The sequence below is a fragment of the Saccharopolyspora karakumensis genome, from assembly GCF_004349225.1.
Lineage (GTDB): Bacteria > Actinomycetota > Actinomycetes > Mycobacteriales > Pseudonocardiaceae > Saccharopolyspora > Saccharopolyspora endophytica.
This window is the reverse complement of record NZ_SMLA01000010.1, coordinates 13023-38890: the sequence shown is the minus strand read 5'-3', so window position 1 is coordinate 38890 and position 25868 is coordinate 13023. Positions and strand designations below refer to the sequence as shown.

Annotated in this window: 22 protein-coding genes and 1 pseudogene; 20 read left to right on the top strand and 3 right to left on the bottom strand. The window is 70.0% G+C overall.

The genetic code is table 11. The features are described from left to right. Positions 1 to 5 precede the first annotated feature (5 nt). The gene (locus E1202_RS09515; RefSeq protein ID WP_132682295.1) at positions 6 to 965 is read right to left on the bottom strand and encodes a PDR/VanB family oxidoreductase; all 960 of its coding nucleotides are present in this window, start codon (positions 963 to 965) and stop codon (positions 6 to 8) included. Positions 966 to 1071: 106 nt separating this feature from the next. Between E1202_RS09515 and E1202_RS09510 the strand changes: the two genes are divergently transcribed. Beyond that, positions 1072 to 1839, top strand: coding sequence for an IclR family transcriptional regulator (locus E1202_RS09510; protein WP_132682294.1), 768 nt, complete (start codon positions 1072 to 1074; stop codon positions 1837 to 1839). Between the two features lie 80 nt (positions 1840 to 1919). Here the strand turns inward: E1202_RS09510 and E1202_RS09505 are convergent, their stop codons facing one another. Both E1202_RS09505 and E1202_RS09500 read right to left on the bottom strand, forming a co-directional pair. Then, positions 1920 to 3359, bottom strand: a complete 1440-nt coding sequence (locus E1202_RS09505) for a carboxylesterase/lipase family protein (protein ID WP_132682292.1) — start codon at positions 3357 to 3359, stop codon at positions 1920 to 1922. A gap of 12 nt (positions 3360 to 3371) precedes the next feature. After that, positions 3372 to 4274 carry an MBL fold metallo-hydrolase gene (locus tag E1202_RS09500; protein WP_132682290.1) on the bottom strand — a complete coding sequence of 301 codons (903 nt, stop codon included), beginning with the start codon at positions 4272 to 4274 and terminating at the stop codon, positions 3372 to 3374. A gap of 131 nt (positions 4275 to 4405) precedes the next feature. Between E1202_RS09500 and E1202_RS09495 the strand changes: the two genes are divergently transcribed. The 19 genes and pseudogenes from E1202_RS09495 to E1202_RS09405 all read left to right on the top strand — a co-directional run bounded on the left by E1202_RS09495 (position 4406) and on the right by E1202_RS09405 (position 25846). Continuing rightward, positions 4406 to 5314, top strand: a complete 909-nt coding sequence (locus E1202_RS09495; RefSeq protein WP_132682289.1) for a helix-turn-helix transcriptional regulator — start codon at positions 4406 to 4408, stop codon at positions 5312 to 5314. A gap of 249 nt (positions 5315 to 5563) precedes the next feature. Then, complete coding sequence (locus E1202_RS09490) at positions 5564 to 6580, top strand: esterase-like activity of phytase family protein (RefSeq protein WP_328590966.1); 1017 nt, start codon at positions 5564 to 5566, stop codon at positions 6578 to 6580. A 462-nt stretch (positions 6581 to 7042) separates the two neighbouring features. Next, positions 7043 to 7453 carry an MmcQ/YjbR family DNA-binding protein gene (locus E1202_RS09485; protein ID WP_132682286.1) on the top strand — a complete coding sequence of 137 codons (411 nt, stop codon included), beginning with the start codon at positions 7043 to 7045 and terminating at the stop codon, positions 7451 to 7453. Positions 7454 to 7864: 411 nt separating this feature from the next. Further along, entirely contained in the window at positions 7865 to 9049 is a 1185-nt protein-coding gene (locus tag E1202_RS09480) for an ROK family transcriptional regulator (RefSeq protein WP_132682284.1), read from the top strand. 55 nt (positions 9050 to 9104) lie between these two features. Beyond that, positions 9105 to 10256: a Gfo/Idh/MocA family protein gene (locus E1202_RS09475; RefSeq protein ID WP_132682283.1), complete on the top strand. Its 1152-nt coding sequence runs from the start codon at positions 9105 to 9107 to the stop codon at positions 10254 to 10256. Next, positions 10253 to 11758, top strand: coding sequence for a sugar ABC transporter ATP-binding protein (locus tag E1202_RS09470; protein ID WP_132682281.1), 1506 nt, complete (start codon positions 10253 to 10255; stop codon positions 11756 to 11758). Before E1202_RS09475 ends, E1202_RS09470 begins: the two co-directional genes overlap by 4 nt. Next, complete coding sequence (locus E1202_RS09465) at positions 11755 to 12756, top strand: ABC transporter permease (RefSeq protein WP_132682279.1); 1002 nt, start codon at positions 11755 to 11757, stop codon at positions 12754 to 12756. The genes E1202_RS09470 and E1202_RS09465 overlap by 4 nt, the downstream gene beginning before the upstream one ends. A 34-nt stretch (positions 12757 to 12790) precedes the next feature. Further along, complete coding sequence (locus E1202_RS09460; protein ID WP_132682278.1) at positions 12791 to 13843, top strand: substrate-binding domain-containing protein; 1053 nt, start codon at positions 12791 to 12793, stop codon at positions 13841 to 13843. Positions 13844 to 13860: 17 nt separating this feature from the next. Further along, positions 13861 to 14598, top strand: a pseudogene (locus E1202_RS09455) (ThuA domain-containing protein); the annotation flags it as partial. Between the two features lie 48 nt (positions 14599 to 14646). Beyond that, positions 14647 to 15657 (top strand): sugar phosphate isomerase/epimerase family protein, encoded by a 1011-nt coding sequence (locus tag E1202_RS09450; RefSeq protein WP_132682275.1) that lies wholly within the window; start codon positions 14647 to 14649, stop codon positions 15655 to 15657. A gap of 19 nt (positions 15658 to 15676) precedes the next feature. After that, a complete protein-coding gene (locus E1202_RS09445) occupies positions 15677 to 16624 on the top strand; it encodes a sugar phosphate isomerase/epimerase family protein (protein ID WP_132682273.1) in 948 nt (315 codons plus the stop codon). Between the two features lie 168 nt (positions 16625 to 16792). Continuing rightward, positions 16793 to 18844, top strand: a complete 2052-nt coding sequence (locus tag E1202_RS09440) for a PQQ-dependent sugar dehydrogenase (RefSeq protein ID WP_235877953.1) — start codon at positions 16793 to 16795, stop codon at positions 18842 to 18844. Between the two features lie 85 nt (positions 18845 to 18929). Beyond that, positions 18930 to 20090, top strand: a complete 1161-nt coding sequence (locus tag E1202_RS09435) for an inositol-3-phosphate synthase (protein WP_132682270.1) — start codon at positions 18930 to 18932, stop codon at positions 20088 to 20090. After that, complete coding sequence (locus E1202_RS09430; protein ID WP_132682268.1) at positions 20087 to 20941, top strand: SCO3242 family prenyltransferase; 855 nt, start codon at positions 20087 to 20089, stop codon at positions 20939 to 20941. Before E1202_RS09435 ends, E1202_RS09430 begins: the two co-directional genes overlap by 4 nt. Continuing rightward, on the top strand, positions 20938 to 21804 hold the full coding sequence (locus tag E1202_RS32790) for a sugar phosphate isomerase/epimerase family protein (RefSeq protein WP_132682266.1): 867 nt from the start codon (positions 20938 to 20940) through the stop codon (positions 21802 to 21804). The genes E1202_RS09430 and E1202_RS32790 overlap by 4 nt, the downstream gene beginning before the upstream one ends. Next, on the top strand, positions 21801 to 22436 hold the full coding sequence (locus E1202_RS32785) for an EboA domain-containing protein (protein WP_132682265.1): 636 nt from the start codon (positions 21801 to 21803) through the stop codon (positions 22434 to 22436). Before E1202_RS32790 ends, E1202_RS32785 begins: the two co-directional genes overlap by 4 nt. Beyond that, positions 22436 to 23296, top strand: a complete 861-nt coding sequence (locus E1202_RS09415; protein ID WP_132682263.1) for a TatD family hydrolase — start codon at positions 22436 to 22438, stop codon at positions 23294 to 23296. Before E1202_RS32785 ends, E1202_RS09415 begins: the two co-directional genes overlap by 1 nt. A 19-nt stretch (positions 23297 to 23315) precedes the next feature. Continuing rightward, positions 23316 to 24482 (top strand): metabolite traffic protein EboE, encoded by a 1167-nt coding sequence (eboE, locus tag E1202_RS09410; RefSeq protein WP_132682261.1) that lies wholly within the window; start codon positions 23316 to 23318, stop codon positions 24480 to 24482. After that, positions 24479 to 25846: an alkaline phosphatase family protein gene (locus tag E1202_RS09405; RefSeq protein ID WP_207918528.1), complete on the top strand. Its 1368-nt coding sequence runs from the start codon at positions 24479 to 24481 to the stop codon at positions 25844 to 25846. The genes eboE and E1202_RS09405 overlap by 4 nt, the downstream gene beginning before the upstream one ends. Positions 25847 to 25868: the final 22 nt, after the last annotated feature.

The following is a 25868-nucleotide window of genomic DNA, read 5'->3' as shown; positions in this document are numbered from 1 at the left end:
GCAGGTCACAGGTCGAGGACGAGCCGGTCGGACAAGGAACGGGAGACGCAGACGAACATGCAGTCGTCCGCAGCGCGTTCGCGATCCTCCAGAATCGCGTCTCGGTGTTCTGGGCGGCCCGCGAGCACGGTCGTTTCACACGTGCCGCACGTCCCCTGGCGGCACGACGACAGAACGTCGACGCCCGCCTCTGCGAGGACGTCGAGCACGCTGGCCTCGGTCGGCACCGTGACGCTCACGCCGGCGCGGGCGAGCTCGACCTCGAACGGCGCGGCGCGGGCGGGTTCAGCGGAGTCGTCGCCGACGAACCGCTCGGTGCGCAGCGTGTGCGGCGGCCACTGCGCGCAGACGCGCTCGATCGCGTCCAGCAGCGGCGTCGGGCCGCAAGCGTAGACCTTCACCCCCGACCGGGGATCACCGAGGAATCCGGGAAGATCGAGGAGCCCGTGCTCGTCCTGCGGACGAGCCTCGACGCGGTCGCCGTAGGCGTCGAGATCATCGAGGAACGCCATCCCCGCACGGGTCCGCCCGCCGTAGAGCAGCCGCCACCGAGCCCCCAGCAGCTCAGCCTGGCGCACCATCGGCAGCAACGGGGTGATCCCGATGCCACCGGCGACGAACAGGTACTCCGGCGAGGGCACCAGCGGGAAGTTGTTCCGCGGACCACCCACGCCGACCAGGTCGCCGACGTCGAGCTCGTCATGCACGTAGGCCGAGCCACCGCGCCCGAAGGGCTCGCGCAACACCCCGAGCCGGTAACGCCGCGGATCCCAGCGATCCCCGCACAGCGAGTACTGCCGGGTCATCCCGTTCGGCAACACCAAGTCGATGTGCGAACCGGGTGTCCAGTCCTTCAGCCGACCGCCATCGGCGGCGGCCAACTCGACCACCACCACACCCTCGGCCGCCACGTTCTTGCTCTGGACGCGCAACCCGGCCACGTCCCGCGCACTCATCAGGGTCATCGTTGATCCTTCCTCGACGTGCCCCACGACCGTCGCCGATGTCCGGATCAACGCAAAACGAACTCTCAATGGACAAGACGCCCGGTGAACCACGACACTCCGGCGTATGCCGAGAACCGCCACCGGCGAGTCCTCCATCGCCCGAGCCGCGCGGATCATCGCCGCCTTCACCGCCGACGAGACATCTCTGACCGTCACCGAGATCGCGCAGCGCGCGGAACTGCACGTCGCCACCACTTCCAGGCTCATCGCCGAACTCACCACGCACGGCCTGCTCGCCCGCGGGCCCGACCGGGACGTCCGGATCGGTGTCCGGCTGTGGGAACTCGCCTCCCGGGCGTCCCCCGTCTCGTCGCTGCGCGACGCGGCGATGCCCTACCTGGAGGACCTGCACGCGGTCGTCGGCCACCACGCCCAACTCAGCGTGCTCGACGGCCACGACGTCCTGTTCGTCGAACGCCTCTCCGCCCGCGACGCCGTGGTCAACTACTCGCAGATCGCCGGGCGACTCCCCGTGCACGCCTCCTCCAGCGGGCACGTGCTCCTCGCCCACGCGCCACTCGAGGCTCGAGAGCGCGTGCTGCAACAACCCATGCCCCGCTACACCGCCGCGACGATCACCACCCCGGATCGGCTCGACCGCGCGTGGGCAGCCGTGCGCCGGCACGGGTACGCCCTTCTCCCCGGACACGTCCACGAAGACGCGACAGGCATCGCCGTTCCCATCCGCACCACGCTCAACGAAGTCGTCGCCAGCCTGTCGATCATCGTCCCCAACGACGACCACGCCCAAGCAGGCATCCCCGCACTCCTCGCCGCCGCCCGCGGGATCACCCGCACACTCACCAATCAGCCGGCCACCCGGCCACACTGACAAATCGCGGAGAGCGGATTCGCCACGTAGGCGCCCCGTGCGCTCCGCTCGTCTGCGGGGCGCACGGTTTCGCCGCCGGGTCACCACATCGACAGGTCGCGGGCGGTGGTGGTCTCCGACAGGGCGTCGAAGCGTCGGAGCATGCGCTGCGCGCCGAACCGCGGCCAGCCGGGGTCGCCGGTGGTCGCGAACGACACCCAAGCCCCGTGCATCTCCTTCGCCAACTCCGCCGGCGGTTCACCCGCACCCAGCAGCGCCTGCGGGCCGCGCACCATCGGGAGGTCGAGCAGGTCGAAGACGAACGGGAGCTCGACCGCATGCGCCGCGCCGAGCCGGCCACCCACGGCCGTCGAACGCCAGGCGAACTCGTAGACGTGCGCGTTGCCGTGGGCTTCGGCCAGCGTGCGACCGCCGGCGGTGAACATGGCGTCGCCGAGGATCGCGGCCCGCAGCCGCCCGTGGCCGGCACCCGGGCGCTGCGCCCGGTAGGCCGCGATGAGCGCGTCCGGATCTCGGTGCACGCGTGCGGCCAGATCCCGCACGTCCTCGGCGGTCGACGTCCCCAGACCGCCCTGCGGAGCGAGGTAGAGGTTGCCCTCCTCGGCGTTGGAGCCCACCAGCAGGTCCACCTCGGCCAGGTCGCTCTCGGCCGGCTGGCGCTCCAGCACCACGTCGAACGGGGTGAGACCGAGCAGCGGGTCGAACTCGCCCTCTGCTTGCAGGTCCAGGCCGGTGAGCCCGGGCATGACCTCGACGAGCCGCTCATCGGCGACGGCGCTGAAGCCCGCCGCCGTCGGTTCGACGCCGAGCGCGGAGGCCGCTGCGCGGGTCACCACCGCAGCCTGGTTCGGCGAGAACGCACCGGTCCCGCTGCCGCTCTGCACGATCGCGCGGCGGAACAACCCGGTGGCCCCGTCGGTGGCCAGCAGCGCCGCGACGAGCGTGGCACCGGCGGACTGGCCGACCACCGTGACGTTGCCGGGGTCACCCCCGAAGGCCTCGGCGTTGTCCTGCACCCACCGCAAAGCGGCGAGGACATCGAGCGATCCCCGATTGCGCGGGGCCCCGGGCACGTCCAGGAACCCCGGGATTCCCAGCCGGTAGTTGAGCGTCACCAGGACCACACCATCGCGGGCGAAGGCGGTGCCGTCGTACAGCGGTGAGCGGTTCGAGCCGGAGACGAACCCGCCGCCGTGCACGAACACCATCACCGGGCGGCGCTCAGCGTGCTGCGGTGACCAGGCGTTGACCGTGAGGTAGTCCTCGCCGCGCACCCAGCCGGGCCCGAAGAACGGCGACATGTCCAGGGTGGCGAACCCGTCCCGGCGCGGTTGCGGCGCGGTGGGCCCGGGCCGAGTGGCGTCGCGAACACCCGGCCAGCCGCGATGCGGTTCCGGAGCTGCGAACCGGCCGGTGCGGCGCGGCGGCGCGGCGTACGGGATGTCCAGGAAGCGCCGCACACCGCCGCTGGTGCTGCCGCGGACCGCTCCCCCGGTGGTGGTCACGGTGAGATCAGGCATCGGGTGCTCCTGTCAGATCCGGTCGAACGGTGCCCACGCCTTGATGGCGAACTTCTCGCCGTCGCGCACGACTTCGGCGCCGCCGTGGCCGCCGAGGTGCGCGGGCAGCACCAGGGTGTTGGTGTCGGCGGCCTGGCTCAGCAGCCGGCGGCGGGTGGACCGGGCCGCGACCGGGTCTTCGCAGAAGCAGCTGTTGGCGTCGGGCTCGACGAACTGCGCAGCGGTGTGCAGCAGGTCTCCGACCAGCAGCGCGCGGTCGGTGCCGGACTCCACGCTCAGCACGCAGGACCCGGGGGTGTGCCCCGGTGCGGGGAGCAGGCGCAGGTCGTCATCGATGACGTGCTCGTCCTCCCACAGCAGGGTCAGCCCGGCTTGGAACACCGGGGCGACGCTGTCGGCGAAGACGTTCTCGCTGCCGCCGCCCAGTGCGGGGTCGTGACCGTCGGCGGGGTTCCAGAAGTCGAAGTCCGCGCGCGGCACCAGGTAGGTGGCGTTGGGGAAGGTGGGCACCCAGTTGCCGTCCTGCAGCCGGGTGTTCCAGCCGACGTGGTCGACGTGCAGGTGGGTGTTGACCACCAGGTCGACGTCCTCGGGCTGGACCCCGGCGCGCGCGAGGTTGCCGAGGAAGTCGGTCTCGAGGCCGTGCCACACCGGCGCGTTCGGCCGCTGCTTGTGGTTGCCGACACCGGTGTCGACCAGGATCGTCTTTCCCCCGCTGCGCAGCAGCCAGGTCTGGACCGCGCACACGCACACGTTCGCGGCGGGATCGATGAAGTCCGGGGCCAGCCACGGCTCGTGGGCCCGCCAGCTCTGCTCCGGCACGTCGGGGAAGAAGTCGCCAGGCGACATCTCGACCGATCCGTAGTACTCGACGACTCGGGTGATCGTGACATCACCCAGCGCGATCTCTCGCATGGTTGCTCCAGGACGTCTCGATGGGGGTCTTGCCCAAATCTGCGCGTCGGAGCGACCGGTGAACCAGCCCCGGCCGTGCCTACCACTGACAGGGTCAGGCTCTTCGTCGGCGTCGAGGGCATGGTGGGGACATGAGCAGGTCTGGACACCTCGGCGAGTTCCTGCGATCCCGGCGGGCTCGCCTGCGACCCGACGACGTCGGGCTGATCACCCCGCTCGGACGCCGCCGAGTGTCCGGACTGCGGCGCGAGGAACTCGCCCAGCTGGCAGGCGTCAGCGTCTCGTACTACACGAGGCTCGAGCAGAACCACGCGGTCAACGCCTCCGACGGCGTGCTCGACGCGCTGGCCACCGCGCTGCGCCTGGACGACCACGAGCGCGCTCACCTGCGCGAACTCGCGGCCCCGCGCCCGCGCCAGCGCAAGCGCCCACCGGTCGAGCGCGTCAACGGGCTCACCCGCGAGCTGCTGCGGTCGCTGGACGGTGTGCCCGCGCTGGTCGTCGGGCGGCGCACCGACGTGCTGGCGTGGAACCCCCTGGGACATGCGCTGCTGGCCGGGCACATCGACCCGATGGCACCCGAGCGACCGGGCGATCGCCCGAACCTGGTCCGCATGCTGTTCCTGGACCCGCACACCCGCGAGCTCTACGTGGACCGGGACCGCAAAGCACGCGGACTGGTGGCCAGCCTCCGGCTGAGGGCGGGCAAGCACCCCGACGACGCAGTGCTGGCCTCGCTGGTCGGCGAGCTGTCCGTGAAGTGCCCGGAGTTCGTCGCGATGTGGGGCGACCACCGCGTCAAGCCCTGCGAAGGCGACTCCTTCCGGGTGCACCACCCGCTGGTCGGCGAGCTCACCATCACCCAGCAGAGCCTCCAGCTCAACCACTCACCGGAACAGTCCATCGTCGTGGTCACCACCGAAGACGCATCCCGTTCCGCAGACGCCCTGGAACTGCTCCGCCAGCTCGTTCCAGCGGACAGCCGCGGGAAAGCCGGTGACCCGCAGCCGATTCCCGGTCGCGACGCAGCGGACGCCTGACGGCGACACCCGCAGAACCCACCCTTCCGGTCCGTTCTCCGCAACACCTGGAGAGTGCATCAGCAGCGTCTACACACCGTATCTTCGGGATGCTCAGGCGTGCCATCGTGATCAGGCGATCACCTCAACCGCCAGGACCGAGACAACCTTCCTCCACCTGGACGCCACTTGCCGGCCACCGTGATCCTATGCGCTATCCGCATGATGAAGACGTGCGCTCCGGGCGTGTTGCTCGCCACGAGTTTGCTGGTGGCTGCACAGCCAGCCGCTGCGGACGACGGACAGGTGGAGTTGGTCGGCGAAACGACGCTGCCCCACGCCATGCAGTTCAACGGCACGACGGTAGGTGGCCTGTCCGGCCTGGACTACGACCCGAGAACCGGCCAATGGGTGGTGATCAGTGATGATCGTTCGGAACAGCACCCTGCGCGGTACTACACCGCTGACTTCGACGGCACCCGGTTCGAGCTGACCGGCACCCGCCCGCTGCTGCGCCCGGACGGCACGACCTACCCGGCGGGATCGGTCGATCCCGAAGACATCCGCTGGGACCCCCTGGCCCAGGGCTTCTGGTGGACCAGCGAAGGGGATCGCGGTGAGCAGCTGATCGACCCGTCGATCCGCAGTGCCGATACCGACGGCAGCTTCACCCACGACCTCCCGCTACCAGCCAACCTGCGCATGGCGCCAACGACCGGACCCAAGCGGAACGAGGCCCTGGAAGGCCTGACCTTCGCAGCCGGCGGCACCGAGGTGGTCACCGCCATGGAAGGACCGCTGCTGCAGGACGGCGAGTCGCCGACCACCGAGCACGGCGCGCTGTCCCGACTCACCACGCAGTCCCGGACCGGGTCCGTACTCGCCCAGCACGCCTACCCGCTCGACCCGGTGTTCGCCGCCTCCCCGACCGGTGGCCACGCCAACAACGGCGCGACCGCGGTCCTGGCTGACCATGGCGACCAGTACCTGGTGCTGGAACGCGCATTCGTCAGCGGAGTCGGCAATTCGATCCGGATCTACCGAGTTGACACCCGCGCCGCCACCGACGTGCAACACGTCGAGTCCCTGACCAGCACCGCCGTCCAACCGGCCCGCAAGGAACTGCTGATCGATCTCGCCGATCTGGCCCCGAGCACGATCGACAACATCGAGGGAATGACCTGGGGACCACGTCTGCCCGACGGCCGCCGCAGCTTGGTCTTGATCAGCGACGACAACTTCTCGCCCGACCAGACCACACAGATCCTCACGTTGGCGATGAAGTAGCGGTAGCGCCCGTGCTGTGGATTTCCGCCGCACAACCGCGTGATTCGCCAGGTCGCGTTCTCCCTGTCGGCCAGGACACCGACGGGGAGTCGACTCCGGAGTGACGTCGACCGACATGGCGGAGGGCGGAGCGCTGCTGGCGGCGGATTCCCCAACGGATCCCACAACATCGACAACTGCGGTCTCGTCAGCAATGACCTGCGGCACCGAAACCCGGGACATCGGGCGCGACGCTCCTGCCAGCACTTCGACACACCCACTCGCGCTCCCGCCGCGGAGCCGAGCGCGTTCGGTGGCGCCGGAGCTGCGGACGGGGTTAGCGTGCCTGGTGGTTCTCACAGCGAACACGCAGAGGGAGCTGTGGAGCGGCCGTGAGCGCGGGAAGCGCACGCCCTGCTCTCCTGAGAAGCGGGCCACGAGTGACGACCCGCGCGGGTGCCCGGCTTGACGAGGAGCACGACGATGAACGGCGAAGCCTTGCAGGAAGCGGCTCGGCAGCGAGCGCAGAACCTGCCCGGCGCCACTCTCTACACCTTCGAAGAGGGATGGCAGGCCGCGAGGGTGCACACCAAGTGGTTCATGCTCATGACCCGCGTTCCACAGCACCCCCGCGCACGGGACGCACGAGCGGTAGCCGGGCAACCGGTCGTCATCGTCAAGGCGGAGCCGAACGACGCGACAGCTCTCCGCGAGGCCCACGCGGACATCACCACCGGCTACCACATGAACAAGAAGCACTGGATCACCCTCGGGCCCGGAGACTCGATCAGCGAGGAACTCGTCGACGAGCTCGTGACCGACTCCTACCGCCTCGTGCTCGAAACGCTCCCCCGCGCACACCGCCCCGCCGACCCCGACGACCTCAGCGCATGACCGCACCGGCTGCGGGACGGCACGGAGCCCCCGGGCGCACCGCGCGACCATCCGGACGGCCTCGTGCCGGTCGGGCGCGGATGGAGCAGTCGCAACAGCGCCGTCCGGCCGATGTGCCCGTTGCTGCGTTCAGCGGCATCGGTTAGCACTCGCGGGCTCGCCGCTGCGCGCGCACTCCGGGGTCAGCTCGGGACGTCCACCCAGGTCGGACCGGTTTCCGCTGCGACCGAAACAGTTTCGGCAGCCTCTCGCCTTCCCTTGCCCCGCAGGACCATTCGGCACTTCGGAAGGTTCGACGACCGCGATGCGGCCGTTGGGGTGACAACGTTGCTTCTCCCTTGACCGCAAATGCGGCATTTAACCTACTCTGTGACGAACTTCATTCGCTCTGTGCAAGAAGTGGAGTAGCCGGTGCAACCGGAAAACGCTCACCAAGCCAGGGTTCTCACATCGTTGCGGCACAACGGGCCGCAGGCGGCCGTCGAGTTGGCCGCGCAGCTGTCGCTGTCGCGCTCCAAGATCGGGCAGGAGTTGGCCCGGCTGGAGGAGATCGGGTTCGTCGAACGGGCCGGCAAGGCCGAGTCACGAGGCGGTCGCAGGTCAGGACTGGTGCAGCTCTCCGGACAGCTGCGGTTCGTCGGAGTGGACATCGGTGCGACATCGCTCGACGTCGGCGTGATCGACGGCCAGCTCGACATCGTCGCGCAGACCAGCGAGGTCATCGACATCGAAGCCGGGCCGGAGCCGATCCTGGCCCGTGCCGTGGAGATGATCGGGAAGTTGCGCGCAGGTGGGCATCTGCCGAGGCTCGACGGCATCGGCGTCGGCGTGCCGGGACCGGTCAGCTTCCGCGACGGGTACACCGTCTCCCCGCCGATCATGCCCGGCTGGGACCGCTTCCCGGTCCGCGAGCACGTCATGCAGCAGTTCGATTGCCCCGTCCTGGTCGACAACGACGTCAACCTCATGGCCGTGGGCGAGATGTACAGCGGTCTCGCCCAATCCGTCGCCGACTTCCTCTTCGTCAAGATCGGAACGGGCATCGGCTGCGGCATCATCACCGGACACCGCGTGTTGCGCGGCAGCAACGGCAGCGCCGGAGACATCGGGCACATCGCGTTGCACGACACCGGACCCGTGTGCCGGTGCGGCCGAACCGGTTGCCTCGAAGCCTGTTTCAGCGGAGCGGCGCTCTCGCGCGACGCCACCGCGCTCGCCCGAGGCGGAGAATCGCCCGGACTGCGAGACCTCCTCGTCGACCGTGAGGTCCTCACCGCCCAGGACGTGGGAGTCGCCATGCGCGCCGGGGATCCCCAAGCGCTCGGACTGGTCCGCGACGGCGGACGTCGACTCGGACGTGTCCTGTCCGGCCTGGTGAACTTCTGCAACCCCGCGATGATCGTCGTCGGCGGCGGCGTGTCGAAGCTCGGACACGTGCTGCTGGCCGAAGTGCGCAGCGAGCTGTACCGGCGCTCGACCCCGCTGGCCACCAGCAGCCTCCCGATCGTGCTGTCCGAACTCGGTGACAGCGCCGGAATCACCGGTGCCGCCGCGATGATCAGCGATCACGTTCTCGGCGTTTCTCCGGAGTCGTGAAACCCCTTTCGCTCGGCGGACGTCCGCGTCGCGGCCCCTTGACCCAGGAGGACGGATGAACACACTCGGAGTCGCACTGGTGGGCCACGCGTTCATGGGCGCGGTCCACTCCCAGGCCTGGCGCACCGTGGGACGGGTCTTCGACCTTCCTGCACGGCCGGAACGAGTCGTGCTCTGCGGGCGCCGCAAGGACGCCGCAGGATCGGCCGCGGCACGGCTGGGCTGGCAGGAGTGCAGCGACGACTGGAGATCGGTGCTGATGCGCGACGACGTGCACATCGTCGACATCTGCACCCCTGGCGACAGCCACGCCGAGATCGCCATCGGCGCTTTGGAGGCGGGCAAGCACGTGCTGTGCGAGAAACCGCTGGCCAACTCGGTCGCCGAGGCCGAGACGATGGCCGAGGCCGCCGACTGCGCCCGGCGCAACGGGATCCTGGCCATGGTGGGCTTCAACTACCGGCGAGTCCCTGCGCTGGCCCTGGCCCGGTCGCTGGTGCAGCAGGGGCGCCTCGGCCGGATCAGGCAGGTCCGGGCGAACTACCTGCAGGACTGGCTGGTCGATCCCGAGGCTCCGCTGAGCTGGCGGTTGCGCGCCGAACGCGCCGGCTCGGGAGCACTCGGCGACCTGGGTGCGCACGTCGTCGATCTCGCCCAGCACCTCGCGGGCGACGAGATCGTCGCGGTGTCGGGCTCGGTGGAGACCTTCGTCGGCGAGCGGCCGCTGCCCGAGGACCCGGCACGCACCGGTGCGGTGACCGTCGACGACGCCGCGCTGTTCACCGCCCGGTTCCGCGAAGGCGCCCTGGGCACCTTCGAAGCGACCCGCTACGCCACCGGCAACAAGAACGGCCTGCGCATCGAGGTGAACGGGACCGAGGGAAGTCTCGCCTTCGACTTCGAGTCCATGAACGAGCTGGCCTTCTACGACGGCACCGAACCCGCGGAGGTAGCCGGTTTCCGGCGCATCCTGGCCACCGAACCCGAGCACCCCTACCTGGAGGCGTGGTACCCGCCGGGACACGTGCTCGGCTACGAGCACACCTTCGTCCACGAATTGCGCGATTTCATCACCGCGGTGGCCGAACGGTCGACACCGAGCCCGGACTTCGCCGCGGGATTGCAGGTTCAGCGGGTGCTCGACGCCGTGCAGCGCAGCGCCGCGCAGCACAGCCGGTGGACTCCCGTCACGCAGGAGGACAGATGACCGAGAACACCGACCTGCTGGTGATGTCCGGCATCGTCAAGGTCTTCCCGGGTGTGCGCGCGCTCGACGGCGTCGACCTGCACGTCCGTTCCGGCGAGGTGCACTGCCTGCTCGGGCAGAACGGTGCGGGGAAATCCACGTTGATCAAGGTGCTGTCCGGGGCCCATGCTCCCGACGGCGGCTCGATCGGGTGGCGTGGTGCGACCGTGGAGCTCGGCTCACCGGCCGCGGCGCTGCGGCGCGGAATCGCCGCGATGTACCAGGAACTCGACCTCGTGCCCGGCTTGAGCGTGGCGGAGAACATCTTCCTCGGTCACGAACCGGCCACGGCGGGCTTCACCCAGCGCGGCAAGATCCGGCGCGCGGCCGCGGAGCTGATGGCGAGGTTGGGGCATCCGGAGATCGACCCCGACGAACCCGTGGGCGAGTTGTCGGCGGCGGCACGGCAGCTGGTGTCGATGGCCCGCGCTCTGGGACATCGGGCGAAGCTGATCATCATGGACGAGCCCACCGCAGCGCTGTCCGCGGGCGAGGTCGACAACCTGTTCCGGATCATCGGGGAACTGACCTCTGATGGTGTCGCCGTCGTCTACATCTCCCACCGCATGGACGAGATCCGGCGCATCGCCGACCGGGTCACCGTTCTGAAGGACGGACGCACGGTCTCCGTGGGTCTGCCGGTCGCCGAGACCTCGACCAACGAGCTGGTGGCGCTCATGACGGGAGGGGAACCTCCCGAGGTCGAGGCCGAAGGCAGCACCGCCACCGATCGCCCGGTGCTGGAAGTGCGGGGACTGCGGCGGCGAGGCGAGTTCGACGACGTGTCCTTCACCGCGCACGCCGGCGAGATCGTCGGCTTGGCCGGGCTGGTCGGCTGCGGTCGCAGCGAAGTGCTGGAGACGATCTTCGGAGCCCGCGTGCCCGACTCCGGTGATGTCCAGGTCGACGGCCGCCCGGTTCGCACCGGCAGCATCAGCGCAGCGGTCTCCGCCGGTATCGGCCTGACCCCGGAAGAACGCAAGAGCCAAGCGCTGCTCCCCCAGATGGCGCTGGCGGCGAACGTGACGCTGGCGTCGTTGGCCCGGCACAGCAGGTGGGGATTCACCCGCCGGAACGCCGAGCACGCCGGTACCACCGAGGTGGCCACCCGCCTCCAGCTCCACCCGGCCGACCCCACCCGGCTCATCGCCACGTTCTCCGGCGGAAACCAGCAGAAAGCCGTGATCGGACGATGGGTCCTGCGCGGGTGCCGCGTTCTCCTGCTCGACGAACCCACCCGAGGCGTTGACGTCGGCGCGAGGGCGGAGATCTACGCGCTCATCCGGCAGCTCGCCGCCGACGGGCTGGCGATCGTGGTGGTCTCCAGCGACATCCCGGAGGTGCTGGCACTGGCCGACCGCGTGCTGGTGCTGCGCGACGGCGCCGTGGTGCACACCGCCGCGGCTCATGAGATCACCGAGTCCCACGTGCTCGACCTGGTCATGGAGGCACCGTCGAGATGAGCGAACGCACCCTCACCGCCCCGACCACGACCGCGGCGTCGAAGCTCGGCCGTTGGTGGTCGCGCGCGGACATCCGCTTGACCGCGCTGTTCTTCGTGCTCATCGCGCTGTGCGTGGTCGGCTACGCGACCAGGCCGGACGCCTTCCTCACGGAGGGCAACATCTCCACGATCTTGCGCCTGGCCGCCGCGATCGGCGTGGTCAGCGTGGGCATGACCTTCGTCATCTCGGCCGGCGGCATCGACCTGTCGGTCGGTTCGATCGTGGCGCTGTCCAGCGTGTGGATGACGACGTGGGCGACCCAGTCCTTCGGCGCCGGCGTGATGGTCCTGTGCGCGTTGCTGGTGGGCGCCGGCTGCGGCCTGGTGAACGGGCTGCTGATCGCCTACGGGCGAGTGGTGCCGTTCATCGCCACGCTGGCGATGATGGCCTCTGCGCGCGGCCTGGCCGAACGCATCAGCGGACGGCAGACCCAGGTCGTCGACGCTCCCGGCTTCGGGGCGCTGTTCAAGGGGCACCTGCTGGGCGTGCCGGTGCTCGTCTGGATCTTCGCGATCGTGTTCGTCGCGGGCTGGATCCTGCTCAACCGCACCACGTTCGGCCGTCGCACGCTCGCCGTCGGCGGCAACGCCGAGGCGGCCAGGCTGGCCGGGATCAACGTCCGCAGGCACACCGCCCTGGTGTTCGCGCTCGCCGGTCTGTGCTGCGGCATCGCCGCACTCATGGTGGTGGCCCGAACGACCTCCGGTGCCTCGACCAACGGGCTGTTCTACGAGCTCGACGCGATCGCCGCCGTGGTCATCGGCGGCACCCTGCTCTCCGGCGGACGCGGCAGCATGGGCGGAACTCTCCTGGGCGTGCTCATCTTCACGACGCTCAGCAACGTCTTCACCCTCAACAACTTGGAAACCGACATCCAGAACATCGCCAAGGGAGCGATCATCGTGCTCGCCGTGCTGGTCCAAGCGCGATCCCGGCGCCGAGCCGGCACCCCCTGACATGCACCACCCACCTCACCGTCGAGGAGCAACCATGTCCGTTCCCGAAACCTCCCGCCGAAGACTCCTGTTCGGCTCAACGGCGATCGGCGCGTCCGCAGTGCTGACCGGTTGCCTGGCCAACACCCCACCGCAGCAGGAGAACCAGGCCGCCGTTGCCGCGGGCGGTGACAACGCCTCCCCCGGAAAGCACGTGACGATCGGGTTCTCGGCGCCGGCCGCCGATCACGGCTGGATGGCGGCGATGACCACCTACGCCCGCGCCCAGGCCGAGAAGTTGCCGGACGTGACCTTCCGCCCCACCGAGGGCGGTTCGGACGTCAGTCAGCAGATCGCCCAGGTCGAGACGCTGATCAACGCCAAGGTCGACGTGCTCGTGGTGCTGCCCGCCGACGGCAAGGCGATGACCGACGTGGCCCTGCGCGCCACGCGCGCGGGGATCCCGGTGGTCAACGTGGACCGCGTCTTCGACTCGCCCGACGCCTACCGGGTGTGGATCGGTGGCGACAACTACGGCATGGGCGTCAACGCCGCCGACTACATCGCCACCGAGCTGCGGAAGGCCGACGTGGCCAACCCGATCATCGCCGAGATCGCGGGCACCGATTCGCTACCGCTCACGCAGGAGCGCAGCGCGGGCTTCCGCGACGGGCTGGCCCGGCACGGCTTGAAGGTCACGCGCCGGGTGGCCGCCGAGTTCACCGCCGAAACCGGTGAACGACAGGCCACCAACCTGCTGCAGGCCGCCTCGCACCTGGACGCCGTGTGGAACCACGACGACGACCAGGGCATCGGGGTGGTGTCGGCGGTCGAGGCCGCCGGGCGCGAGGAGTTCTTCATGGTCGGCGGCGCGGGATCGCGTCAGATGATGGACCGGATCAAGGCGGGAAACGGCGTGATGCGCGCGACCGTGCTCTACAGCCCGTCGATGTGCTCCTCGGCGATCTCGCTGGCACGACTTCTCGCGCAAGCACGCGGCGTGTCCGACCTGGCCGAGCACGAGGTCCCGCGTTCGGTGACGACCTATTCGGCCGTGGTGACCCGGGACAACGTCGACCAGTACCTCGACGTCGGGTTCGCCTCCTGAATCGAGAGGAGTGGGACATGCGAACCACCGCACTCGCCCTTCTGGGAACCCTTCTGACCGGAACGATCGCCGTCCCCGCCTGGTCGGCGGCGCCGCAACCCGCCGACCAGCCGAGCGTGCTGGTGTTCTCCGAGACCGCCGGTTATCGGCACGCCTCCATCGAGTCCGGGATAGCCTCGATCCAGGAACTGGGGCGGCAGAACGGGTTCCACGTCGAGTCCACGGAGGACTCCGCGCGGTTCACCGACCGGGAACTGGCCCGCTACGACGCGGTCGTGTGGTTGTCCACCACCGGCGACGTCCTCGATCAGCCGCAGCAGGACGCCTTCGAGCGCTACATCCGCTCCGGCGGCGGCTACGTCGGCGTGCACGCCGCCGCCGACACCGAGTACGACTGGCCGTTCTACGGCGAACTCGTCGGCGCGTACTTCGCCGGCCACCCGCACATCCAGCCCGCCACGGTTCGCGTCGAGGACCACCGCAACGATTCCACCGCGCACCTGCCGAACCGCTGGGAGCGCACCGACGAGTGGTACAACTACGGCGCCAGCCCGCGTCCCGACGTGCACGTCCTGGCCGCGCTGGACGAGCGCACCTACGACCCCGGCGACACCGCCATGGGCGGAGATCACCCCATCGCCTGGTGCCACGAGGTGGACGCCGGTCGCGCCTTCTACACCGGTGGTGGCCACACCGACGAGTCGTACTCCGAACCCGGTTTCGTGCGCCACGTCCTCGGCGGCATCCGCGTCGCCCGCGACCGAGCGCCGTGCTGAGAACCATCGACGACGAGGAGTGAGCAGATGGGACGTTCGGTCACGCTCTTCACCGGGCAATGGGCGGACCTGCCGTTCGAGGAGGTGGCCCGACTCGCCTCGGAGTGGGGCTACGACGGCCTGGAGATCGCCTGCTGGGGTGATCACCTCGACGTCTGGCGCGCCGTGGAGGACGAGGCCTACCTCCAGTCGCGCGTGGACGTCCTCGACCGGTACGGACTCGGCGTGTGGGCGATCTCCAACCACCTCACAGGGCAGGCGGTCTGCGATGATCCGATCGACGCCCGCCACCGCGCCATCCTGTCCGACCGGGTGTGGGGCGACGGCGATCCGGAAGGCGTGCGGCAGCGCGCCGCCGAGGAGATGAAGCACACCGCGCGGGTCGCCGCCAAGCTCGGCGTGCGCACGGTCGTCGGCTTCACCGGATCGGCCATCTGGAAGTACGTCGCGATGTTCCCGCCGGTGCCCGCCGAACTGGTCGAGGCCGGCTACCAGGACTTCGCCGACCGGTGGAACCCGATCATGGACGTCTTCGACGCCGAAGGCGTGCGGTTCGCCCTCGAGGTGCACCCCTCGGAGATCGCCTACGACTACTGGTCGACCGTGCGCACCCTCGAAGCCATCGGGCACCAGGAGAGCTTCGGCCTGAACTGGGACCCGAGCCACATGATCTGGCAGGACGTCGATCCGGTGGGTTTCCTCGTCGACTTCGCCGACCGGATCTACCACGTCGACTGCAAGGACACCAAGCGCAACCTCGGCAACGGCCGCAACGGCAGGCTGGGATCGCACCTGCCCTGGGCCGACCCCAGACGCGGCTGGGACTTCGTGTCCACCGGGCGCGGTGACGTGCCCTGGGAGGCGTGCTTCCGCGTGCTCAACTCGATCGGCTACGAGGGCCCCATCTCCATCGAGTGGGAGGACGCGGGCATGGACCGCCTGCGCGGCGCGCCGGAAGCGCTGAGCTTCGTGCGCGATCAGCTCTTCGACCCACCGGACGCGGCATTCGACGCGGCCTTCAGTTCTCCCCAGCAGTAGAACGAAGGAGTGCAAGACGATGTGTTTCGGTTTCAACGGTGAAGCAGCGTTAGCCCAATCCCTGCGTGCCACACGACTCACCCGGCGCGGCGCGCTGCGCACCGCCGGCACGCTCGGCGCCGCCCTGCTCGCAGCGGGCGCGGCCCCGGCAGCCCACGCAACACCACGACCGGCCGGCGCGCCGCTGGTGCCGCCTGGGCAGATCAGCATCCAGCTGTGGACCATGCGCGCAGCGCTCCAGGGTGACCCGGGTTTCGACGAGTCCCTGCGCGCCCTCGCCCGGACCGGCTATCCCAAGGTCGAGCAGGCGCTCGGCTACTTCGGCCGCACCGCCGCCGAATTGCGGGCCTTCTACGACAGCATCGGCATCTCGGCGACCTCGAGCCACGACGGGCTCTCCGACGGCGACCAGGCGTTGCAGACCAAGATCGACAACGCCCGCGCCCTCGGCCAGTCGTTCCTCGTCGTGCCGTACCTGGATTCGCCCAACCGGGACGACTGGAAGCGGTGGGCCGAGCAGATGAACCACGAAGCGGAGGTCGCCCGGTCGGCCGGGCTGCGCTACGGCTACCACAACCACGCCCACGAGTTCACCACCGATCTGGGCGGCGTGACGCCGTGGCAGGTGCTGACCTCCGAACTGGACCCGGCGCTGGTGCACCTCGAACTCGACCTGTACTGGGCCGTGCGCGGTGGCATCGAAAGCGGCCGAGGGGCGGGCGATCCCGAGGGCTTCGCCATCGACGTCATCCGGTCCGCGCCGCAACCGGTGCTGCAGTACCACGTCAAGGACCGCCACCCGGAGGACGGCGACATGGCCGACCTCGGCACCGGGCACATCGACTTCGCCCGGATCTTCCGGGCCCACGCGGTGCTGGAGTACATCGTGGAGAACGACACCCCCGACGTCACCCCGCAGCAGACCGCCGACATCGGCTACCGCTACCTGCGCGCGCTGAGCATCTGACCGACGCACTCCCCCACTTCTCCGGACAGGCCGTTCCGCCGACGAACTCCCTTCGGCGGCGGGACCAGCACGGCCGCGTTCCGACCCGCACGATCAGCGAACCGATGAGAGGTTGCCATGCGACGTGTCCCGTTACTGGCGGCGGTGGCCGCAGTGACCACCGCCTTGATGAGCGCACCTGCGGTGGCCGCCGAAGGCCCACCGCCGGACGAGGAATTCCAGAAGGTCGTCCTCAACGACCACCCCGGCGAACCGATCGACCTCGCCGTTCTCCCCGACGGCAGGGTGCTGCACACCACCCGCCAGGGCGAGGTCCGGATGCACCACCCGGACACCGGCCGCAACACCGTGGCGGCCACGCTGGACGTCTACGAGCACGACGAGGAAGGTCTGCAGAGCGTCGCGGTGGATCCCGGCTTCAACGGCACCACGAACCGGTGGGTCTACCTGTACTACTCCCCGCCGTTGAACACGCCGACCGACGATCCGTCCACACCGGACATCAACGAGGGCGATGCGCCGGAGTCGGGCACGCCCGAGCAGTTCGCGCCCTTCGAGGGCGCCCTGCAGCTGTCGCGCTTCCAGCTCAACGGCGACCAGCTCGACCTCTCCACCGAGCAGAAGATCCTCGACGTCGGCGTGGACCGAGGGCTGTGCTGCCACGTCGGCGGAGACATCGTCTTCGACGGCGACGGCAACCTCTACCTGTCCACCGGTGACGACACCAACCCGTTCGCCTCCGGCGGCTACGCGCCGATCGACGAGCGGGCGGGACGCAACCCCGCCTTCGACGCGCAGCGCTCGTCGGCCAACACCAACGACCTGCGCGGCAAGGTGCTGCGGATCAAGGTGGAGGAGAACGGCTCCTACACCATCCCGAACGGGAACCTGTTCGCACCGGGCACACCGAGCACGCGTCCGGAGATCTACCTGATGGGCTTGCGGAACCCGTTCCGCATCGAGGTCAACCGGATGACCAACGAGCTCTACGTGGCCGACTACTCGCCCGACGCCGACCACGCCGATCCGAACCGCGGCCCTGCCGGCACCGGCAAGTGGTTCGCCGCCCGCGAGGCGGGCAACTACGGCTGGCCCTACTGCGCGACCGCCGAACTCCCCTACGTCGACTACGACTTCGCCACCGGCACGTCCGGCGCACCGTTCGACTGCGCCGCCCCGGTGAACGAGTCTCCGAACAACACCGGGCTCACGCAACTACCACCGGTCGAGCAGCCGCAGGTGTGGTACGGCTACGGCCAGTCCGAGCAGTTCCCGGAGCTGGGAGCCGGTGGCATCGGCCCGATGGCCGGCCCCGTCTACCACTACGACGACGGTCGAGGCCGCGCGCCCATCGCCTGGCCGCAGCACTACGACGGCATGCCGCTGTTCTACGAGTGGACCCGCGACTACATGAAGGGCTTCCGCTTGGACGACTCGGGAGCGCTCACCGGCATCGAGAACGTGCTTCCCTCGATCCCGCTGTCCGGCCCGATCGACATGGAGTTCGGCCCCGACGGGGCGCTGTACGTGCTCGACTACGGCAAGGGCTACTTCGGCGAGAACCCCGAGGCGGCGCTGTCCCGGATCGACTACATCGGACCCGGCGGCAACCACAGCCCCGAAGCCAAGGCCTCGGCCAGCGCGACCAACGGGCAAGCGCCCCTGACGGTGTCGTTCTCCAGCGAGGGCACCGGCGACGCCGACGGCGACCGCTTGATCTACGAGTGGGACTTCGACTCCAACGGCACGGTCGACTCGCGGGAACCGAACCCGACGCACACCTACACCGACAACGGCGTCTACACCGCGATGCTGCGGGTGACCGACACCGGCGGGCCGAACACCGGCAAGACGGGCCTGGCCGAGGTCAACGTCGTGGTCGGCAACGTCGCGCCGACGGTCCAGTTCGTCACGCCGGTCGACGGGCAGCAGTTCTCCTTCGGCGACGTCATCAACTACGAGGTGGCGGTGACCGACGATCAGCCCGTCGACTGCTCGAAGGTCGAAGTGACCTACATCCTCGGGCACGACGATCACGGACACCCGCAGACGACCGCCTCCGGTTGCTCCGGGTCGATCCAGACCACGGTGCCCGAAGGCCACGACCCCGCGACCGACAACTTGCGCGGGGTGTTCCAGGCGACCTACACCGACCCGGGCGTCGACGGACTGCCGTCGCTGACCGGTGAGCACGAGGTCGTGCTGCAGCCGACGAGCTGATCAGCACCTGCCCCGGATGCGCTCGCCGTTCCGACCGCATCCGGGGCCCGCACCGTCCCGCAACACCGAGGGAGGCACGGGAAAGATGGCACCTAGGACCGGACTGTGGTTCATCGGCGCGCGCGGCTCGGTGGCGACGACGGCCACCGTGGGCGCGCTCGCCATGGCAGCAGGGGTGGCCCCGCGCACGGGTTGTGTCGCCGACCTCCCCGAGGTGGCGGGGGCGGCACCGCCGGGAGTGGACGATCTGCTCATCAGCGGCCACGACATCGTCGGCGACGCGCTGCCCAAGCGCGCCGAGGCTCTCGCCGCCGGAGGGGTTTTCGGTCACGAGCTGGCCCGGGCGGTGCACAGCGGACTGGTGGAGGTCGACGCCCGGATCCGCCCGGGCATCACCTCCAACGCAGGCTTCCAGCGCGACGCGATCGAGCAGGTCAGCCGCGACGTGGCCGGTTTCCGCGCCGCGCACGGGCTCGACCGGGTGATCGTGATCGACGTGTCCACCACCGAACCGCCGCTGGAGCTCACGCCGGAGCACCGCGATCTGGACGCACTGGATCGAGCGCTGGCGGCGGGCGAGTCGCCGCTGCCTGCCAGCGGCGTCTACGCCTACGCGGCACTGCGCGCCGGATGCCCGTTCGTCGCGTTCACCCCGAGCCCCGGGCCGCGATTGCCCGCGATCGACCAGCTCGCGCGGCGCACGCAGCTGCCGTGGGCCGGCACGGACGGCAAGACCGGCGAGACGCTGATCAAATCGGCGCTGGCGCCGATGTTCGCCACCCGCGCGCTGCGGGTCCGCTCCTGGGCGTCGTACAACCTGCTCGGTGGTGGGGACGGTCAGTCCCTCGCCGACCCGGTCACAGCGGAGAGCAAGACCCGCTCCAAGAACAAGGGATTGGGATCCATTCTCGGGCATCCGGTCGACGGTCCGATGCACATCGACTACCTCCCCGACCTCGGCGACTGGAAGACGGCCTGGGACCTCGTGTCCTTCGACGGATTCCTCGGGACCAAGATGTCGATGCAGTTCACCTGGCAGGGGTGCGACTCGGCACTCGCGGCGCCGTTGGTGCTCGACTTGGCCAGGCTGATGGCGCGGGCTCACCGAGCGGGCGCCGTCGGCGCCGTCGAGGCGCTCGGCTTCTTCTTCAAAGATCCCGCCGGGGACGCCCCGCACGACCTGGCCGGTCAATGGCGCGCGCTGCTCGACTGGTGCGGCCAGTTCGGCTCCGGGGAGCAGCGATGAGGGCCCGGGATCTCGCCGAGCTGGTTCGCTTGCCCGCCGTGCTCACCGCTCCCGGCGACAGCCTCGTCGGGGCTGCGGCGGCGGGCTGGCCGCACGGCAAGCGCAGCTGGGCCATGCCGGTGACCTCCTGCTGCTTCTACCTCGCTGGCATGGCGCTCAACGACTACGCCGACCGGGAACTGGACGCGCGGGAACGTCCCGAACGACCGATCCCGTCCGGCCGGGTCCGGCCCCGCACCGCTCTGGCCCTCGCCACCGGACTGACCGCAGCCGGTTTGGGGATCGCCGGGGCCGCAGGCGGCCGCACCGCTCTGCGGGCCGCCGTGCCGGTGGCCGCCGCGGCCTGGGCCTACGACCTCGCGGCCAAGCAGACCCACGCCGGGCCGGTCGTCATGGCACTGGCCCGCGGGTTCGACGTCCTGCTCGGATCCGGAGGGCACCGGCGAGCCGCCCTCCCCGCCTGCGCGGTCGCCGCGCACACCCTCGGGGTCACCTGGCTGAGCCGCGGAGAGGTCCACGGCGGTTCGCCACGAGCGGGTTGGGCGGCGCTGGCGACCACCTCCGCCGCCGCGGCATCGGCCGCACTGCTACCCGGCTCTTCCGGCCGCGCGAACGCCGCCGGCATCGCGTGCGCTGCCGGATACGCCGTGACGGTCGGTGGGGCCCAGGCCCGAGCCGCGCGTCACCCGGATGCGGACACCGTCCGCGCCGCGACCGGCGTCGGGGTGCGCGGCGTCATCGGACTGCAAGCGGCGCTCGTGGCCGGCACCGGCGCGCTCGGCGTCGCCGGTGCACTGCTCAGCGCCGGTCCGCTGGCTCGCTTGGCGTCGAAGGTGGTGTCGCCGACATGAGCCTGCGATTCGGCTACGGCACCAACGGATTCGCAGGACACCGCTTCGAAGACGTCGTGGCGGTGCTGGCGGATCTCGGTTACCACGGAGTCGCGCTCACGCTCGACCAACCGCACCTGGACCCGTTCGCACCCGACCTCGCCACGCGCACCGACGCCGTCCGCCGTCGGCTCGAGTCACGAGGACTGGACGTCGTGGTCGAAACCGGCGCCCGCTACGTCATGAACCCCTGGCACAAGCACGAACCGACGCTGGTCTCCGACACCGACCGGGACAAGCGCACCGAGTACCTCCGGCGCGCGGTCCGGATCGCCGAGGAGCTGGGCGCGGAAGCGGTGTCGTTCTGGTCCGGCACGCTGCCCGAGGGGGTGTCCGCGCAGCAGGGCTGGGACCGGCTCACCAGCGGGGTCACCGAAGTGCTCGACGAGGCGGAACGACGCGACGTGCGATGCGCGTTCGAACCCGAACCAGGCATGTTCGTGGACGCGCTCGCCGGTGTCGCGGAACTGCGCCGCAGGCTCGGCCACCCGTCCCGCCTCGCGGTGACCCTCGACATCGGGCACTGCGTGTGCAACGAACCGGCGCCGCCGCAGGACTGCGTGCACCAGGTGGGCCACCTCCTCGGCAACGTGCAGGCCGATGACATGCGTCCCGGCGTGCACGAACACCTGGAGTTCGGAGACGGCGACGTCGACCTCCCGGCCACCCTCGGCGCGCTCCTCGACGTCGACTACCGCGGACTGGTCAGCGTCGAGCTCCCCCGCCACTCCCACGCCGCGCCCGCAGTCGCCGCGCGCTCGCTGGAAGCGCTGCGCATCGCGGCCGATCGAGCTCGCACGACCGCGACGGAGGCGACCGGATGAGTTCAGCGCAGGACGTGCTCGGCGCGACCGCCCGAGCGCGGTTGGCCGAACTGGTCGACGAGGTCACGACGAACCCACCCCGGCTCGCCGTGCTGTTCCCCGCCGCTGCCAGGACGATCGCCCGCGGCCCCGTCGACCCGGCCGACCCCGACGGGCTGATCACACCTCGCCTCGAGGACGGGGTCCGAATCGCCTTGCTGCGGGCTGCCGAGCGGCGCTTCGACCCCTCCGAGCTCGCGGTGGAGATCACCGCGCTGTACCGGCACGGCGACGCCGAGGAGAAGCGCGCGGTGCTGCGGGCGCTCGATCACCTCGATCTCGGCGACGCGCTGCTCCCGCTGGTCCACGACGCGTTGCGCAGCAACGACTCCCGCCTGATCGCTGCAGCACTGGGCACGTACGCGGCGCGGTACCTCGACGACCACGCCTGGCGCCACGGCGTCCTCAAGTGCGTGTTCACCGGCGTGCCGCTGGACGCGGTCGTCGGCGTCGCCGAGCGGGCCGACGCCGAGCTGGCGCGCATGGTGCGCGCCTACATCGCCGAACGACTCGCTGCCGGACGATCCGTGCCGCAGGACGCGCACCGCCTGCTGCAACCGGACACCGCCGGAGACCAGGACGAGGAGGAATGATGCGCATCTTCGATCCGCACATCCACATGAGCTCGCGCACCACCGACGACTACCAAGCCATGTACGCCGCAGGCGTTCGCGCGGTCACCGAACCGGCGTTCTGGGGCGGTCAGCCCCGCACCAGTGCGGCGTCGTTCTACGACTACTTCGACAGCCTGGTGGGCTGGGAGCGGTTCCGAGCGGCGCAGTTCGGCATCCGCCACCACTGCACGATCGCGCTCAACCCGAAGGAGGCCAACGATCCGCGCTGCCGCGAGGTGCTCGAGGCCCTCCCCCGCTACCTCGCCAAGGACGGCGTGGTCGCCGTGGGTGAGGTCGGGTTCGACTCGATGACCTCGGACGAGGAGAAGGTCTTCGCCCGCCAGCTCGAACTGGCGGCCGAGCACGACCTGCCGGTGCTGGTCCACACCCCGCATCGCGACAAGGCGGAAGGAACCCGGCGAAGCCTCGATCTGGTCGCCGCCTCCGGCACACCACCCGAGCGGGTGCTCATCGACCACCTCAACGAAGTCACCGTCGAGCTCGTGGCCGACACCGGTTGTTGGCTGGGGTTCTCCATCTACCCCGACACCAAGATGGACGAACACCGCATGGTCCGGATCTTCGCCGAGCACGGCCTGGACCGGATGATCGTCAACTCCGCGGCGGACTGGGGACGCAGCGACCCGCTCAAGACGGCCACGACCGGCCGAGCCATGCTCGACGCCGGGTTCACCGAGGAGGACGTCGACCGCGTCCTGTGGCGCAACCCGGTCGAGTTCTACGCCCAGAGCGGCCGGTTGCTGCTCGACCCGGTCGAGACGGACCAGACGGCGACCTTCGAGGGCAACTCGGTGCTGCGCGGACAACGCCCGCAATGAGCCACAGGGGGTCTCAGGCATGCGATTCACCCACCGCGACGGCACCCGGATCCACCTCGCCTACTGCACCAACGTCCACCCCGCCGAGGACCTGGAAGGGTTGCTGCGCCAACTGCGAATCTTCGGGGGCGGCATCCGCGCCGAACTCGGCGTCGATCGGCTCGGGGTCGGGCTCTGGCTTCCCGCACCGCTGGCCGCGCACCTGGTCGGCCACCCCGATCTCAACCGGCTGCGGGAGGCACTGGCGGGCCACGGTCTCGAAGTCGTCACCCTCAACGCATTCCCGTACCGAGGTTTTCACGAAGCTGCGGTCAAAGGCGCCGTCTACCAACCGGACTGGACGGATGAGCGCCGACCTGCCTACACGCTCCACTGCGCACGCGTGCTGGCACGGCTGTTGCCCGCCGATGCCACTTCCGGGAGCATCTCCACGCTGCCGGTCGCGTGGCGGGAACCGTGGTCGCCGGAGCAACGACGACGCGCCATCGAGTCGATGCGCCGACTCAGCGAGGGGCTCGCTGAGCTGGCCGAGGAAACCGGCAAGCACATCCGCGTCGGTCTCGAACCGGAACCCGGGTGCGTCGTCGAAACGACCGACGACGCGATCGACCTGCTCGGCGAGGTGAACACCGACCACATCGGACTGTGCTTGGACGCCTGCCACCTCGCGGTGGGGTTCGAGGACGCCGCTGACTCCGTGCGCCGCCTCACCGAGGCCGGCATCCCGATCGTGAAAGCTCAAGCCTCCGCGGCGTTGCACGCCTCCTCCCCCGCCGATGAGGCCACCCGGAAGGCGCTGGCGTGCTATGCCGAAGAGCGCTTCCTGCACCAGATCCGTGAGCGCGGAACCTCCGGGATCGCCGCGCTCGACGATCTACCGGAGGCGTTGCACGGCGATCACCGCCTGCGCGGCGACGGGCCGTGGCGGGTCCACTTCCACGTGCCGATCCACCGCCAACCCGAGCCGCCCCTGACCTCCACCCAACAGGAGCTCGACCACACCCTGCGCACTCTGCTCGGCGGCCGCATCGCACTCACCGACCACGTCGAGATGGAGACCTACACCTGGTCGGTGCTGCCGGAACACCAGCGGCCGCGCGGCGACGCCGAGCTGGTAGCCGGCCTGGCAGCCGAACTGCGCTGGGTCGCCCAGGCGATGCGACGCGCCGGATTGGAGCCATCGTGAACAAGATCCTGCTCCTCGACGTGGTGGGACTGACACCGCGCCTGCTCCAGCACGCCCCCCGCCTGCGCGCGCTCGCAGAACAGGGCTGGCAGGCACCCCTGGAGACCGTGCTTCCCGCGGTCACGTGCTCCGTGCAGTCCACCATGCTCACCGGACTGCTCCCGCGCGAGCACGGCGCCGTCGGCAACGGCTGGTACTTCCGCGATCTCGGCGAGGTCCACCTGTGGCGCCAGCACAACCGGCTCGTCACCGGCGAGAAGGTGTGGGAGACGGCCCGCCGAGCCCGCCCCGACTTCCGCGCCGCCAACGTGTGCTGGTGGTACGCGATGGGAGCCAGCACCGACTGGACCATCACCCCGAGGCCCGTCTACCACGCCGACGGCCGCAAGTCCCCGGACTGCTACACGTGGCCCCCGGAACTGCACGACGAGCTGACGCAGGCGCTAGGCGCGTTCCCCCTGTTCCACTACTGGGGCCCGACCGCGTCGTTGCGCTCCACCGAGTGGATCGTCGCGGCCTCCCGACAGCTGCTGCCCGAAGCCGACCTCACCCTGGCCTACGTCCCGCACCTCGACTACGACCTGCAGCGACACGGACCCGACAGCCCCCAGGCGCTCGCGGCCGTGCGCGACGTCGACCGCGCCGTGACACCGCTGCTCGACGACGCGCGGGAGCAGGGCGCAACGGTCGTCGTGGTGAGCGAATACGGCATCACCCACGCCGCACACCCCGTCGACATCAACCGCGCGCTCCGCGAAGCGGGCCTGCTGGAGGTCTACACCCAGCACGGCATGGAATACCTGGACCCGTGGACGTCCCGCGCTTTCGCGGTCGCCGACCACCAGGTCGCGCACCTCTACGTCCAGAACCCGGCCGATCTGGCGCCCGTGCGCAAGCTCTGCCAAGACCTGCCCGGAGTCGACCTGGTGCTGGATCGGGCAGCGCAACACGACTTCGGAATCGACCACCACCGCGCCGGCGAACTGGTCCTCGTCGCCGAACCGCGCGCCTGGTTCACCTACTACTACTGGCTCGACGACGCGCGGGCCCCGGACTTCGCGCGCGGCGTCGACATCCACCGCAAACCCGGCTACGACCCGGCCGAGCTGTTCCTGGACCCGGCCGATCGGACCGTGAAACTGCGCGCCGCGCTCGGCCTCGCCCGCAAGAAGCTCGGCCTCCGCTACGCCATGAACGTCGTGCCGACCAGCGGAGCTTGGGTCAAGGGCACGCACGGCCGACTACCCGACGACCCGCTTGACGGCCCGATCCTGCTGTGCAGCGACCCGTCCTCGCGAATGGATCGCATGAGCGCGTCCTCAGTTCGCGACCTCATCCTGGACCTGGCAGAAGTCCCGCATTGAGCTCCGGTCCCTCGCGTGCAGC

Bases quoted from the DNA above. Each gene is read 5' to 3' on its own strand.
- E1202_RS09500 (WP_132682290.1), bottom strand. From the start codon at position 4,274: ATGCGAGAGATCGCGCTGGGTGATGTCACGATCACCCGAGTCGTCGAG.
- E1202_RS09440 (WP_235877953.1), top strand. From the start codon at position 16,793: ATGAGCGCACCTGCGGTGGCCGCCGAAGGCCCACCGCCGGACGAGGAA.
- E1202_RS09510 (WP_132682294.1), top strand. From the start codon at position 1,072: ATGCCGAGAACCGCCACCGGCGAGTCCTCCATCGCCCGAGCCGCGCGG.
- E1202_RS32790 (WP_132682266.1), top strand. From the start codon at position 20,938: ATGAGCCTGCGATTCGGCTACGGCACCAACGGATTCGCAGGACACCGC.
- E1202_RS09450 (WP_132682275.1), top strand. From the start codon at position 14,647: ATGGGACGTTCGGTCACGCTCTTCACCGGGCAATGGGCGGACCTGCCG.
- E1202_RS09495 (WP_132682289.1), top strand. From the start codon at position 4,406: ATGAGCAGGTCTGGACACCTCGGCGAGTTCCTGCGATCCCGGCGGGCT.
- E1202_RS09460 (WP_132682278.1), top strand. From the start codon at position 12,791: ATGTCCGTTCCCGAAACCTCCCGCCGAAGACTCCTGTTCGGCTCAACG.
- E1202_RS09470 (WP_132682281.1), top strand. From the start codon at position 10,253: ATGACCGAGAACACCGACCTGCTGGTGATGTCCGGCATCGTCAAGGTC.
- E1202_RS09515 (WP_132682295.1), bottom strand. From the start codon at position 965: ATGACCCTGATGAGTGCGCGGGACGTGGCCGGGTTGCGCGTCCAGAGC.
- E1202_RS09445 (WP_132682273.1), top strand. From the start codon at position 15,677: ATGTGTTTCGGTTTCAACGGTGAAGCAGCGTTAGCCCAATCCCTGCGT.
- E1202_RS32785 (WP_132682265.1), top strand. From the start codon at position 21,801: ATGAGTTCAGCGCAGGACGTGCTCGGCGCGACCGCCCGAGCGCGGTTG.
- E1202_RS09485 (WP_132682286.1), top strand. From the start codon at position 7,043: ATGAACGGCGAAGCCTTGCAGGAAGCGGCTCGGCAGCGAGCGCAGAAC.
- E1202_RS09435 (WP_132682270.1), top strand. From the start codon at position 18,930: ATGGCACCTAGGACCGGACTGTGGTTCATCGGCGCGCGCGGCTCGGTG.
- eboE (WP_132682261.1), top strand. From the start codon at position 23,316: ATGCGATTCACCCACCGCGACGGCACCCGGATCCACCTCGCCTACTGC.
- E1202_RS09465 (WP_132682279.1), top strand. From the start codon at position 11,755: ATGAGCGAACGCACCCTCACCGCCCCGACCACGACCGCGGCGTCGAAG.
- E1202_RS09430 (WP_132682268.1), top strand. From the start codon at position 20,087: ATGAGGGCCCGGGATCTCGCCGAGCTGGTTCGCTTGCCCGCCGTGCTC.
- E1202_RS09415 (WP_132682263.1), top strand. From the start codon at position 22,436: ATGCGCATCTTCGATCCGCACATCCACATGAGCTCGCGCACCACCGAC.
- E1202_RS09505 (WP_132682292.1), bottom strand. From the start codon at position 3,359: ATGCCTGATCTCACCGTGACCACCACCGGGGGAGCGGTCCGCGGCAGC.
- E1202_RS09475 (WP_132682283.1), top strand. From the start codon at position 9,105: ATGAACACACTCGGAGTCGCACTGGTGGGCCACGCGTTCATGGGCGCG.